Source organism: Achromobacter deleyi (assembly GCF_013116765.2).
GTDB classification, from domain to species: domain Bacteria; phylum Pseudomonadota; class Gammaproteobacteria; order Burkholderiales; family Burkholderiaceae_B; genus Achromobacter; species Achromobacter deleyi_A.
In genome coordinates this window covers 757,557-770,474 of the sequence record NZ_CP074375.1, presented here as the reverse complement: position 1 = coordinate 770,474, position 12,918 = coordinate 757,557, and the positions used below count along the sequence as shown (strand labels likewise).

Below are 12,918 nucleotides of genomic sequence, written 5' to 3'. Positions count from 1 at the left end.
ACATGCATCAATCCGCCCACGAAGAACTGCTGACCCTGCGCGACCTCATCCGTTATGGCGTGTCGCGCCTGAACAGCGCCCAGGTCGCGCTGGGACACGGCAGCGACAATGCCTGGGACGAGGCGGTCTACCTGACGCTGCATGCCCTGCACCTGCCTCTGGACACGCTGGAGCCCTTCCTGGACGCCCGCGTGATCCGCGAGGAGCGCGACCGCGTGCTGGATCTGCTGGAACGGCGCGTGACCGAACGCGTGCCCGCCGCCTACCTCACCAACGAGGCCTGGCTGCGCGGCCACCGCTTCTACGTGGACAAGCGCGTCATCGTGCCGCGCTCGCCCATCGCGGAGCTGCTGGACGAAGGGCTGTCGCCCTGGGTGCAGGATGCGCTGGCCGTGGAAAACGTGCTGGACATGTGCACCGGTTCCGGCTGCCTGGCCATCCTGTCCGCGCTGGCGTTCCCCTATGCGCACGTGAATGCGGTCGACGTTTCCAGGGACGCGCTGGAAGTGGCGCGCCGCAACGTCGACGACTATGGCTTGGCCGACCGGCTGGACCTGCACGAAAGCAACCTGTTCGACAATCTGCCGGCGCGCCAGTACGACGTGATCGTCTGCAATCCTCCCTACGTGAACAGCGGCTCCATGGGTGCCCTGCCCCAGGAATACCTGCACGAGCCGCAGCTGGCGCTTGCCGGCGGCGATGACGGCATGGACCTGGTGCGCCGCATCCTGGCCGCGGCGCCGCAATACCTGACGCAGGAAGGCGTCCTGGTGCTCGAGATCGGCCACGAACGCGACTTCTTCGAAGCCGCCTTCCCGGAACTGTCGCCGGTCTGGCTGGATACGGAAGAAGCCTCGGACCAGCTTCTGCTGCTTACCCGCGAGCAACTGAGCCTGTGATACGCGCTACTGGATTGACCCTGCGCCGCGGCACGAAGGTGCTGCTGGACGGCGCTGAATTTGTCGTGAACCCTGGCGAGCGCGTCGGCATCGTGGGCAAGAACGGCGCAGGCAAGTCCTCGCTGTTCGCGCTGCTGACCGGCGCGCTGGACCTGGACGCGGGCAGCCTGTCCGTGCCCGTGGGCTGGCGCATTGCCAGCGTCGAGCAGGAACTGCACGCGGACGACCGCCCGGCCCGCGAGTTCGTCATCGACGGCGACACCCACCTGCGCGCGCTGCAGGCGCAGCGCGCCGGGCTCTCCGACGACCACGGCACCGAGATCGCCGAAGTGGAGGCCGCGCTGGTCGAGGCCGGCGCCTGGAGCGCGCCCTCGCGCGCCGAACAGTTGCTGGCCGGCCTGGGCTTCAAGCCCGCCGAATGGACGCAGCCGGTCGAGAGTTTTTCGGGCGGCTGGCGCATGCGCCTGGCGCTTGCCCGCGCGCTGATGGCGCCATCCGAACTGCTGCTGCTGGACGAGCCCACCAACCACCTGGATCTGGACGCCATGCTGTGGCTGGAGAAATGGCTGGGCGCCTACGAAGGCACCGTCATGCTGATCTCCCACGATACCGAGTTCCTGGACGCGGTCGCCAAATCCATCCTGCATTTCGACCACGCCAAGCTGACGCGCTACCGCGGCGGCTACGGCGACTTCCTGACGCAGCGTGCAGAACGCCTGCGCCAGACCAATATCGCCTACGAACGCCAAACCCGCGAAACGGCCCGGCTGCAAGGCTTCATCGACCGCTTCAAGGCGAAGGCGTCCAAGGCCAAGCAGGCGCAAAGCCGCGTCAAGGCGCTGGCGCGCATGCAAGTGCTTGCGCCCCTGCAAGCCGAAGCCGGCATCGACATCCGCATCCCTTCGCCGGATCAGGTGCCCGATCCGCTGCTGACGCTGGAACACCTGTCGGCCGGCTACACGGACGCGGCCGGCAACGCCGTGCCCATCCTGCAGGACGTGACGCTGATGGTGCGCGCGGGCAGCCGCGTGGGCGTGCTGGGCGCAAACGGCGCCGGCAAGAGCACGCTGATCAAGACGCTGGCCGAAGAGATCCCCGTGCAGGCGGGCGAACGCCGCGCCTCTCGCGGGCTGGCCATCGGCTACTTCCACCAGCACCAGCTCGACATGCTGGACGTGGACAGCACGCCGATCGCGCACCTGGCCCGCCTGGCGCCCGAAGCGCGCGAACAGGAGCTGCGCAACTACCTGGGCGGTTTCGGTTTTTCGGGCGACACGGTGACCAGCAAGGTCGGCCCCATGTCCGGCGGCGAAAAGGCGCGCCTGGCGCTGTCGCTGATCGTCTGGCAAAAGCCCAACCTGCTGCTGCTGGATGAACCCAGCAACCACTTGGACGTGGAAACGCGCGAGGCCCTGGCCACCGCCCTGGCCGATTTCGGCGGCAGCATGCTGCTGGTATCGCATGACCGCCATCTGCTGCGCACGACCGTGGACAGCTTCTGGATCGTCGCGGACGGCGCGGTGCGCGAGTTCGACGGCGACCTGGAAGACTACCGGGACTGGCTGGCGGCCCGCAACGCGGGCGAGCGCGCCGAGGCGCGCGAAAACGCCGAAGGCGGCGAACCCGTCGTCGACCGCAAGGCGCAGCGCCGCGCCGAGGCCGAACTGCGCCAACGCCTGTCCGCCCTGCGCAAGCCGCTGGAAAGCAAGCTGGCCAAGGTCGAGTCCGAGATGGAAAAGCTGCGCGCGAAGCTGCACGCGCTGGACGCCGTCATTGCGGACCCGGATCTGTATTCGGATGCGCGCCGCGCGGAACGCCAGAAAGTCATGGCCGAACATGGCGAACACGGCAAGCGCATGGACGAGCTGGAAGAGCAGTGGCTGGAACTCCAGGGCTCCCTGGAAGAGATCGACCAGAGCGAAGCCTGATGCGCAAGGCGGCGGCCACCGCCGCCGCCTGCGTAGCCCGCGGCTGGGTTCGTTAACCTAGTAATAATAACTATTATCATTTATACTTTGCCGCGAATCTGACTCTATCTGGCGCTGGGCGTCAGCGACATGTCTTCGCTTACGGACGTATTTCTCCAGCACTACCGCGAGGTATTGGGCTTTCTTTCAATGCGCACGGGCTCGCGTGACGTCGCCCAGGATTGTGCGCAGGACACCTGGATCAAGCTTGAGGAATTCAAGGACAGGACGCGTCCCGACAATGACCGGGCGTATGTGTTCCGCGTCGCAGCCAACATCGCCACGGACTGGCACCGCCGCCGCACCCGCGAGATGACCGCCACCGCCGACTATGCCGCCGCGCTGCCCGTGGCGTATGAGGCCGACACGCTGGACGTGGCCGCGGCCAACCAGACCTTGCGGCGGCTCGAAACCGCCCTGCTCGCCCAGCCCCGCCGCAGCCTGGACGTATTCGTCCTGCACCGCCACGAAGGCCTGACCTATCGCGCGATCGCCGAACGCTTTGCCATCTCGGTGAGCGCGGTCGAGAAGCACATGATGCGTATCCTGCTCGCCTGCGACCAGGCGTTGACCGCTTGAACCCGGCGCCTACCGGCCGGCGGCCTCAGAGCGCCACTGAAGCCGCCTCGCGCTGGGTGATCCGCCGCAGCGGCGAGACGCTGGATGCGCAGGCTCAGGCGGAATTCGATGCGTGGTATCACGCCGATGTCAGCCATGCCGACGCGTACGAAAGACTGTCGCGCCTGTGGCGCCGCATGGGCGAGATCGACCGCAGCAGGATCGCCCCTCCCCGCCGCGCACGCAAACGCACTGCTGCCGCGCTCGCCTTGCTGGCGGCCGCCTGGCCCGCCTGGCACCTGGCGCAGAACGTGCATGCTGGCGCGGATTACACCAGTGGCGCCGAGGTGCGCCGCATCGCCCTGCCCGATGGCTCCAGCGCCACGCTGGACGCGCATTCGGCCATCGCCATCGACTTCTCCGCGCAAAAGCGCGAAGTCAGGCTGCTGGCGGGACGGGCGCTGTTCACTGCCACGCCGCGGCAAGAGCAGGGTCCGGCGTTCACCGTGGTCACGGCGGACGCAACGGCTTCCGCCCTGGGCACCCGCTACGTCGTGGGACGCGGGGACGACGGCACGCGCGTCACCGTGTACGAGCATCGCGTGGCCGTGCAATGCCTGGCATGCGCGGGCAAGCAAGAACTGATTCTGGGCCCCGGCGAAAACGCGCAAGTGTCCGCCGCCGGCATCGCCCAGGGCGCGGCGCAACGGGAATCCGCGCCCGACTGGAGCCAGGGGCTGCTGGCGTTCAACGACCTCGCGCTGCCGGACGTGGCGGCGCAACTGTCGCGCTATACGGCCAAGCACATCATCGTACTGGGCGAGTCGGCAAGAGGCGTACGCGTGTCGGGCACGGCTAGCGTGGGCGATCCCAAGCGTGCCCTGGCGCTGCTGCTGGCGCAGACCAGCGTGGAAATCACGGACCTGCCTGGCTTGCTGATCCTGCGCTGATCCTGTTTCCAATCGGTAAACGAGAATCAATATAAATTATTCATGACGGATTTGCTGAGGTAAACGGCACTGCGCCACGTCCTACGGCTGACATCAACACAGCTTGGACTGACTCATGCCTTCACCCTCTACCGCCGGACTCACCCCCCGGCGCGGCGCTTCGGCGGCAATCCTCTGCGCCGCATTGAGCTGGGGCGCACCCACCGCCGCCCAGCAGGCGGCGCAGCCCGTGTCCTACGATTTGCCCGCGCAGCCCCTGAGCGATGCGCTGCTCGCGCTGGGCCGCCAGTCCGGCCTGGAAATCTCGTTCACGCCGGCCGCGGTCGCCGGCAAGACTTCGCCCGCCGTGCAAGGCGAATATTCGCCGCTGCTGGCGCTGGACCGGCTGCTTGCCGGCTCCGGCCTGTCGCTGCGCGCGGACGGCCCCGGCCGCTACATCGTCTACGTCGACAAGACCACCCAGTTCTCCGCATCGCGGCTGGACGCCGTGCGCGTGTACGGCGAGCAGATCGGCGAACGCACCTACACGCGGGAGGATATCGCCCAGACACCGACCTCGAACCGGGACATCAGCTCGCTGGTGGCGACCCACCCCGCCGTGCGCACGAACCCGGGCGCCAGCGGCTCGCAGAACCGGGGATCGCTCAGCGTCGAAGACATTTCATTCCACGGCTCAAGCCCGTATCAGAACCTGTTCCAGCTGGACGGCATGGATGCGACCAATCGCATCGACCCGGCCAGCAAGAATCTGAACCTGCAGGTCGGCAACATCCCCAGCAACCCGCAATCGTATTTCCTCGATACCAGTCTGCTTGAGGAGGTACGGGTGCACGACAGCTTCGTGCCCGTGGAATACGGCCGCTTCACAGGCGGCGTCGTGGACGCGAGATTACGGCGATTTTCAGGCGAGAACCACCTCGACGTGGACTACCGCTGGAATACGTCCAAGATGACCCAGCAGAAGGTGGCCGAAGGCGAGGAGAACAGCTGGGCGCAAGGCAAGCCGGGCTATTCCCCGGAATGGAAAAAGCGTTTCTATTCGGCTGTCGGCGACATCGCCTTCAATGAAAAATCGGGCGCGGTGCTTGCCATGTCGAGGCGCGAATCAGACATCACCCGCTGGAACATGGGCGTGGACGACGCGGGTCAGCCCCTGCCCGGCCAGTCGAGCTACCGCGACCGCATCGACAACTTCCTGGGCAAGTTCAGCGTCCATGCCAGCGCCGAGACCGTCGCGGACCTGACGCTGAAATACAGCGACCGCAGCGAGACGCTGGCCAGCGACCTGTTCCGCGAGACTCGCTGGGACAACAACCAGGGCGCGCGCGGGGTAAGCGCCAATGTGGACCATCTGCTGCGGGGCGGGCGCCTGTCGCTGCAGGCCGGCTGGGACAGGTCGCTCAGCAACCGCGAGTCCAATGGCAACGAGCTGGTCACGTTCCAGCCATACAAGCTGCCGCAATACACCGCGGGCGGCTTCGGCAAGGAACAGAAGCAGCAGGACACCTGGACGCTCAAGGGCCGGATCGATCTCGACCCGGTGCGCACGGGCGTGTTCACGCACACGGCCTATGCCGGCGCCGAGGTGCAGCAGATCAACGCGCAGTTCGAGCGGTTCCAGGAGTCCTATTCGTACCGCCGCGCCTACAGCAGCAACGGCAAGTACCAGGATTTCAGCAAGGTCCAATATCTGCCCGGCACGGTGGACGTGAACTACAACATGGTGGGCCTGTACCTGTCGGACCGTATCGAATGGGAACGGCTGGCCCTGGACGCGGGGCTGCGCTATGACCGCGAGACGTTCCTGGGCAGCAACAACATCTCGCCGCGTACGCGCCTGGACTGGGACATGTTCGGATCGGGCGACACGCTGCTCAGCGCGGGGTGGTCGCGCTACTACGGCGCCGAGATACTGGAGACCGCGCTGGAGGCGGAGACCAGCCGGCTGCGGCGTCAGGTGCTCGACTCCAAGGGCAAGCCCGTGGCGAACGGCGGCAAGGCGTACTACGTCGAGTACAAGGGGCTGAACATGCCCTACGACGACGAATGGGCGGTATCGCTGCGGCAACGGTTTGCCGGCATGGAAGGCGCACTGAGCTATGTGCGCCGCAACGGCCGCGACCAATGGGCCAAGACAGGCAATGAAACCGAGGGGTACAAGTACACCAACGAAGGGCTGTCCACCACCGATGGCGTGAGCATCACGCTGCGCACCCTGGACCCCTGGAATCTGGGCGAGACGCGCTGGAACATGCAGGCGTCCTGGAGCTGGCAGAAGCGCAAGACCAATATGGATCTGGTCGAAGGCTACAGCAGCGACGCGCGCAATCCCGACGATTTCGTGATCTACAACGGCTCGCGGATACGCGCCATCGATCTGCCGCCAGGCTCGTTCTACCAGCCGCAAGTCGCCTCGGTCAGCCTGATCGGCGCGTGGCCGCGCACGGGGCTGGTCTGGAGCAACATGCTGAACTGGCGCAGCAAGCGCGACGCGGTCATTTACGTGGGACTGGGGCCCAAGCCCGACTACCTGGACCGCTACCAGTCCGGCCAGGTTCCCGCTTACTGGACATGGGACACCAAGCTGGCCTGGCAGCCCACCTTCGCGCGCAATCTGGAGTTCACGGTCGAGGTCCTGAACGTGCTGAACCGCACGCCGGCAGTGACGGCCAGCAACCCCAACATCAAGACCAACCGCAGCACATATCAATCAGGACGGGAGCTATGGCTGCAAGTCGGTTACCGCTTCTGATCCTGGGCGCCGCGCTGGCGGCTGGAGCTTGCGCGGCGCAGGTCGCGCCCACGCCGCAGCCCGCCCGGTCGCCGTGCCACGAACCGGGCGGGTGGGACGCGGCCTGCCTGCGCGCCAAGTACTCCGGCCCCGCTTCGGACTGGCCGGCGCCGTCCATCGATCCAGGCATCGCCTGGTCGGAATGGGCTGCCGTGCCGCCTCCTTCGAGCCCGCCGCTGACCTGGACCGCCGCCAATGCAGGCCAGGCCGAACTGGCGGCGGACGTCGCGCGGCCGGACATCGTGACGTTGGGGCAGACGCTGTTCTTCGACACCCGCCTGTCGCGCAAGGGGCAGATATCCTGTGCGTCCTGCCATCTGCCGCAACGGGCCTTCACCGATGGCCTGGCGCTGGCCATGGGCGAAGACCGGCTGATGGGCAGGCGGCGCTCCACGCCGCTGTACGCGGCTCCGTTCGCGCCCCGGCTGTTCTGGGACGGGCGCGCGGCCACGCTGAAGGAACAGGTGCTTGGCCCCATCCATGACCCGCGCGAAATGAACCACGATGCAGCCGGGGCGGTGGCGCGGCTGCGCGATACCGAGCCCTACCCCGCCCAGTTCCTGCGTGCATTCGGCGCCGCTCCAGCGTCGCAATCGCCCGTGGATGCGGACCGCCTGGCGCGTTCACTGGCGGCCTATGTCGCCACCCTGCGTCCGGAACCCACGCGGTTTGACGATGCCGTCGCCGGTCGTCCGGACGCGCTGGACGACACCGAACTGCTCGGCATGCATCTCTTTCGCACCCAGGCCCGCTGCATGAACTGCCATAACGGCGCGCTGCTGACGGACCACCGGTTCCACAACATCGGGCTGTCCTTTTACGCGCGCCGCAACCAGGATCTGGGCCGCTTCGAGGTCACGCGCGACCCCGCCGACCTGGGAACCTTCCGGACTCCCAGCCTGCGTAACGTGTCGCGGGCCGGTCCCTGGATGCACAACGGCCTGTTTCCCGACCTGAAGGGACTGCTGCGGATGTACAACGCCGGAATGGGCCGGGACCCGGCGCCGTCCGACCCGCCCGATCCCTATGCGCCGCGCAAGTCCGCGCACATCCGGCCCCTGGATTTGAGCGCGGACGAGATCGACGCCTTGCTGGCGTTCATGAAGGTCTTGTAGGGGAAAGGGGGAAAGCGGCGTCCGGTGGCTTGCGCGGGCAAGCATCGGGCGCCGCCTGGCCTGGCGTTACGAGTACGGGCGCTCGCGCAGGCGGGTGTGGTGGTCGATCACGGTGTCGATCACTTCGCGCAGGATGGTTTCGGCCAGCGCGGGCGGCACGCCCGCCTCTTCGGCCAGCCGGCGAATGCGTTCGACCTGCTGGGTCTCGCGCTTGGGATCCACCAGGTCCATGCCATGGTTCGTCTTCAGTTCGCCGATCATGTCCGTGCAACGGAACCGCACGCCCAGCAGCAGCATGATCTGCTGGTCGATTTCATCGACCTCGGCGCGCAGCGCCGCTAACTCTGCTTTCGGGGAATCGTTGTTGGCCATGTCTGTCAACCCTGAACAATGTCAAGTTTGGCGATACCCAGCGCCAAGGTCTTGGCGCCTACGTCGCGGAACTGGATTTCCGCTTGGGCGTCCTGCCCCGCTCCGCTCAAGCCGATGATCGTGCCATCGCCGAACCGCGCGTGATGCACGCCCTGACCTACACGATACTGCTTGTCGCCCACCGTGACGCCGGTAGCGACGCCACGGGGTTGACGCGGCGCAATGGTATTGGTTGCCTTGCGTCCAAACGCATCGCCGCGGTTGCCCCCGCCCCAGCCCGCCCCCGTGGCGCTGACCGGAGCCAGCCCCGCCTTGGGCGACAGCCATTTCAGGTGCTGCTCGGGAATTTCGTCCAGGAAGCGCGAGCGCATGGCGTAGCGGGTCTGGCCATGCAGCATCCGGCTTTGCGCCAGGCTGATGTACAGGCGCTGGCGCGCGCGGGTGATCGCCACATACATGAGGCGGCGTTCTTCTTCCAGCCCCGAGGGCTCCAGGATGCTGTTCTCATGCGGGAACAGCCCCTCTTCCAGGCCCGTGATGAAGACGGCGTCGAACTCCAGGCCCTTGGCGGCATGCACCGTCATGAGCTGCACGGCGTCCTGGCCTTGCTGGGCCTGGTTGTCGCCGGCCTCCAGCGCCGCGTGGGACAGGAACCCCGCCAGCGGGGTCAGGCCTTCGGTCGCCACGATGGGCGCGTCCACCACGCCCGGCATAAGCGTCGACGAGGTGCCCTGCTCGGGCACCACGCCGGCGGGCATGCCGTCGTAGTTTTCCTCGGAAGCGAACACCGCCGCGGCCGTGATCAGTTCGTTCAGGTTTTCCAGCCGCTCGGCGCCTTCGCGTTCGGCCTTGTAGTGGGCGTTCAGGCCGCTGGCCTCGAGCATGTGCTCGACCATTTCGGGCAGCGGCAGGTCGCGCGTTTCTTCGATCAGGCGATGGATCAGCTGCGCGAATTGGGCGAGGTTGGAACCGCCCTTGCCACCGACCAGCGCCACCGCGGCGTACAAGCTGGTGTCGTGCGCGCGGGCCGCGTCGGCCAGCTGCTCCAGCGTGCGCGCGCCGATGCCGCGCGTCGGGAAATTGACGACCCGCATCCACGACGTATCGTCGTGCGGGTTGGCCATCAGGCGCAGGTAGGCAAGCGCGTGCTTGATTTCCTGGCGCTCGAAAAAGCGCAATCCACCGTAGACCTTGTAAGGAATGCCGGCCGAGAAAATGGCGTGTTCCAGCACGCGCGACTGCGCGTTGCTGCGATAAAGCACGGCGATTTCGCGGCGGTCGCTGCCTTCGTGGATCAGGGAACGGATTTCGTCCACGATCCACTGCGCTTCCATGCCGTCGGAGGGCTGCTCGATGACGCGCACCGGTTCGCCTTCGCCCTGCTCGGTCCAGAGGTTCTTGCCCAGGCGGCCCGTATTGTGGCCGATCAGCGCGTTGGCCGAATCCAGGATGTGACCGAAGGACCGATAGTTCTGCTCCAGGCGGATCACGGTGCCGTGCGCGTAGTCGCGCTCGAAGTCGGCCATGTTGCCGACGTTGGCGCCGCGGAACGCATAGATGGACTGGTCATCGTCGCCCACGGCGAAAATGGCCGCGCCGCCGCCGGCCAACAGGCGCAGCCACTTGTATTGCAGCGTGTTGGTGTCCTGGAACTCGTCGACCAGAATGTGGCGGAAACGGCGCTGGTAGTGCTCGCGGACCGGCGCGTTGCGCGACAGCAGTTCGTAGGCGCGCAGCAGCAACTCGGCGAAGTCCACCACGCCCTCGCGCTGGCACTGGGCTTCGTAAAGCTGGTAGATCTCGATCAGGCGGCGGCGATGGGGATCGTAGGCCTCGACATCCGCTGGACGCTGGCCTTCTTCCTTGGCGCCGTTGATGAAGCGCTGCACATCGCGGGGGGGATATTTTTCGTCGTCGACGCCGTTGGCCTTCATGAGGCGCTTGATGGCCGCAAGCTGGTCGGTGACGTCGAGGATCTGGAAGCTTTGCGGCAGGCCGGCATCGCGGTGATGCGCGCGCAGCATGCGGTTGCACAGGCCGTGGAAGGTACCGATCCAGAGGCCGCGCGTATCGATCGGCAGAATGGCCGACATGCGCGCCAGCATCTCGCGGGCCGCCTTGTTCGTGAACGTGACCGCCAGAAGCCCAAAAGGCGAAGCCTGGCCGGTTTGAATCAGCCAGGCCATGCGGGTGGTGAGCACCCGGGTCTTCCCGCTGCCCGCCCCGGCCAGGACCAGGGCGTGCTGCGGTTCTAACGTTACTGCGGCGCGTTGTTCAGGGTTGAGCTTCTCTAGCATCATGCCGCGTAGCGGCGCAGATGTTGAGCGAATTGCTCAAGCCCGGCGATGCCGCTTTGCTGGGCGCGCTGGCACCAGGCCTGCAGGTCATTGAGGAGCTGTTCGCTGCTGGCGCTGGAGCTTTCCCAGATGCGGCCGAGTTCGCGGCGCATCTGCACCAGCGTGGACAGCGACTTGTTCTGGGCAATTGCCTTGTCCACGGCGGCAAGCTGTTCAGGCTGGAGGATGTCCTCGTTGCGGTGGATGGCGCGGCGCACCTGGTGCAGCTTGGTATAGCCGCATTCGGCGTTGCCTTCCTGGCGCGAGGCCTTCAGCTTGCTCAGTTCTTCGCGAGCGGCGCTCTTGATCACGTCCGCATAGCGGGCCATGACTTCGTAGCGGTGCGTGATCACGCCTTGCAGCGTGCGCAGGTCGATGCCGGTGCGGGTGTCGTCCAGCTTGAGCTTGGGCGCAACCTTCTTGATCTTGGCCAGGCCAAGGAACTTCAGGATGTTGATGTAGCACCAGCCGATGTCGAATTCATACCACTTGGCCGAGAACTTGGCCGACGTGCCGTGGGCGTGGTGGTTGTTGTGCAGCTCTTCGCCGCCAATCACGATGCCCCAGGGGAACACGTTGGTGCTGGTGTCCGGGCTGTTGTAGTTGCGGTAGCCCCAGTAGTGGCCAATACCATTGACGACGCCGGCCGCCCAGAAGGGGATCCAGGCCATCTGCACTGCCCACACCGTCACGCCGACGGCGCCAAACAGGGCCACGTCGATGGCGAGCATGCTCAGCACGCCCCACAGGCTGTGCTTGCTGTAGACGTTGCGTTCGAGCCAGTCGTCAGGCGTGCCGTGGCCGAACTTGGCCATGGTTTCCTTGTTGTTCGATTCTTCGCGATAGAGTTCCGCGCCGCGGAACAACACCTTCCAGATGCCGAACAGGATGGGCGAGTGAGGGTCGCCTTCCTTTTCGCACTTGGCGTGGTGCTTGCGGTGAATGGCGACCCATTCCTTGGTGACCATGCCGGTCGTCATCCAGAGCCAGAAGCGGAAGAAGTGCATGACGGCAGGATGCAAATCCAGACCGCGGTGCGCTTGGCTGCGATGGAGAAAGACGGTGACCGCAACAATGGTGATGTGCGTCACTACCAGGGTGAAAACGACGACCTGCCACCAAGTAGCTTGGGTCAGACCACCGGCAATGAAGGAGAGGATGTAATCCATAAAGCTGTTATGAGCCTCGCTTGAGAAGTGGCTGAAGTTTAGCTTACCTTTGCCTTCTTATGACAAGGTAGTTTCAAAATAGTTTTTGAGCGAAATCAAGGACTAAGCCACGGTTTTGAGCAAAAAAAGCCACTCTCGCGAAAGCTTTGGGCAGTCGCGAGGCCTGGCCTTGCGGGCATCCGGCGCCTGAGCCGGCACCCCCGCCCTGCGGGTGGGAGCATGCGCAATGGCACAGTGATTTGGCTACATTTCACGATTAAAGTTCCTGTCAGCCAGGCGGTTTCGTCTTGAAGCCGCCACGATCCGGGTGCAAACTGCAGGCCCGGCCCGCCCGCCAAATTGTCTCTTTTGTCCCACTGATGTTGCTCAAATCAATGCGTCCCTGCTTTTATCCCGTTCTGGCCGCGCTCGGCATGGCGCTGTCCGCCCCCACCCTGGCGCAAACGCTGAAGTCGGGGGACGTAGCCGTGCTGGCCTCCTATTACGAGATACGCGGGTCGGATTGCCTGGCGCTGCGGGCTCCACGGGTGGCGATCACCCAGATGCCGACGCTGGGCAAGGCCAGCATCCAGCAGACACGCGGCCAATCCAACGATTCCGGGCGCTGCGCCTACAAGGCGGTGCCGGTGGCGCAAGTGGTCTATCAGGCCGACCGGCCCGGCTCCGACACCCTGTCCTGGGAAGTGAAGTACCAGAACAAGACCGTCGGCACCCGCCGCTACAGCGCCACCGTGGGCGTCACGCCGGGTCCCTGACCCGGC

The 12,918-nt window shown here is 65.8% G+C and carries 11 protein-coding genes; 8 read left to right on the top strand and 3 right to left on the bottom strand.

Annotation, left to right across the window (positions count from 1 at the left end):
- The first annotated feature begins 2 nt into the window (after nucleotides 1-2).
- From prmB to HLG70_RS03540, 6 genes are all read left to right on the top strand, one after another.
- Nucleotides 3-899: a 50S ribosomal protein L3 N(5)-glutamine methyltransferase gene (prmB, locus tag HLG70_RS03565; RefSeq protein WP_171663927.1), complete on the top strand. Its 897-nt coding sequence runs from the start codon at nucleotides 3-5 to the stop codon at nucleotides 897-899.
- A complete protein-coding gene (locus tag HLG70_RS03560) occupies nucleotides 896-2,827 on the top strand; it encodes an ABC-F family ATP-binding cassette domain-containing protein (protein ID WP_171663928.1) in 1,932 nt (643 codons plus the stop codon). The genes prmB and HLG70_RS03560 overlap by 4 nt, the downstream gene beginning before the upstream one ends.
- Before the next feature lie 129 nt (nucleotides 2,828-2,956).
- Nucleotides 2,957-3,445: an RNA polymerase sigma factor gene (locus HLG70_RS03555; protein WP_171663929.1), complete on the top strand. Its 489-nt coding sequence runs from the start codon at nucleotides 2,957-2,959 to the stop codon at nucleotides 3,443-3,445.
- Nucleotides 3,442-4,374 (top strand): FecR family protein, encoded by a 933-nt coding sequence (locus tag HLG70_RS03550; RefSeq protein WP_171663930.1) that lies wholly within the window; start codon nucleotides 3,442-3,444, stop codon nucleotides 4,372-4,374. The genes HLG70_RS03555 and HLG70_RS03550 overlap by 4 nt, the downstream gene beginning before the upstream one ends.
- Before the next feature lie 115 nt (nucleotides 4,375-4,489).
- On the top strand, nucleotides 4,490-7,126 hold the full coding sequence (locus HLG70_RS03545) for a secretin and TonB N-terminal domain-containing protein (RefSeq protein WP_171663931.1): 2,637 nt from the start codon (nucleotides 4,490-4,492) through the stop codon (nucleotides 7,124-7,126).
- Entirely contained in the window at nucleotides 7,099-8,280 is a 1,182-nt protein-coding gene (locus HLG70_RS03540) for a cytochrome-c peroxidase (RefSeq protein ID WP_171663932.1), read from the top strand. Before HLG70_RS03545 ends, HLG70_RS03540 begins: the two co-directional genes overlap by 28 nt.
- 66 nt (nucleotides 8,281-8,346) lie before the next feature.
- On the opposite strand, the gene HLG70_RS03535 is transcribed toward HLG70_RS03540, so the two are convergent.
- From HLG70_RS03535 to HLG70_RS03525, 3 genes are read right to left on the bottom strand one after another with little or no spacing between them, the layout of a single operon-like run.
- Nucleotides 8,347-8,652, bottom strand: coding sequence for a chorismate mutase (locus HLG70_RS03535; RefSeq protein WP_171663933.1), 306 nt, complete (start codon nucleotides 8,650-8,652; stop codon nucleotides 8,347-8,349).
- A 5-nt stretch (nucleotides 8,653-8,657) separates the two neighbouring features.
- Nucleotides 8,658-10,952, bottom strand: a complete 2,295-nt coding sequence (locus tag HLG70_RS03530) for a UvrD-helicase domain-containing protein (protein ID WP_171663934.1) — start codon at nucleotides 10,950-10,952, stop codon at nucleotides 8,658-8,660.
- Entirely contained in the window at nucleotides 10,949-12,085 is a 1,137-nt protein-coding gene (locus HLG70_RS03525) for a DesA family fatty acid desaturase (protein WP_419144806.1), read from the bottom strand. The genes HLG70_RS03530 and HLG70_RS03525 overlap by 4 nt, the downstream gene beginning before the upstream one ends.
- On the opposite strand from HLG70_RS03525, the gene HLG70_RS29710 reads away from it, so the two are divergent.
- Complete coding sequence (locus tag HLG70_RS29710; protein ID WP_419144829.1) at nucleotides 12,005-12,181, top strand: hypothetical protein; 177 nt, start codon at nucleotides 12,005-12,007, stop codon at nucleotides 12,179-12,181. The two genes, HLG70_RS03525 and HLG70_RS29710, sit on opposite strands and share 81 nt — an antisense overlap.
- Before the next feature lie 350 nt (nucleotides 12,182-12,531).
- Entirely contained in the window at nucleotides 12,532-12,912 is a 381-nt protein-coding gene (locus HLG70_RS03520; protein ID WP_419144793.1) for a hypothetical protein, read from the top strand.
- Nucleotides 12,913-12,918 lie beyond the last annotated feature (6 nt).

Bases quoted from the DNA above. Each gene is read 5' to 3' on its own strand.
- prmB (WP_171663927.1), top strand. From the start codon at position 3: ATGCATCAATCCGCCCACGAAGAACTGCTGACCCTGCGCGACCTCATC.
- HLG70_RS03555 (WP_171663929.1), top strand. From the start codon at position 2,957: ATGTCTTCGCTTACGGACGTATTTCTCCAGCACTACCGCGAGGTATTG.
- HLG70_RS03545 (WP_171663931.1), top strand. From the start codon at position 4,490: ATGCCTTCACCCTCTACCGCCGGACTCACCCCCCGGCGCGGCGCTTCG.
- HLG70_RS03540 (WP_171663932.1), top strand. From the start codon at position 7,099: ATGGCTGCAAGTCGGTTACCGCTTCTGATCCTGGGCGCCGCGCTGGCG.
- HLG70_RS03535 (WP_171663933.1), bottom strand. From the start codon at position 8,652: ATGGCCAACAACGATTCCCCGAAAGCAGAGTTAGCGGCGCTGCGCGCC.
- HLG70_RS03530 (WP_171663934.1), bottom strand. From the start codon at position 10,952: ATGATGCTAGAGAAGCTCAACCCTGAACAACGCGCCGCAGTAACGTTA.
- HLG70_RS29710 (WP_419144829.1), top strand. From the start codon at position 12,005: ATGCAAATCCAGACCGCGGTGCGCTTGGCTGCGATGGAGAAAGACGGT.
- HLG70_RS03520 (WP_419144793.1), top strand. From the start codon at position 12,532: ATGCGTCCCTGCTTTTATCCCGTTCTGGCCGCGCTCGGCATGGCGCTG.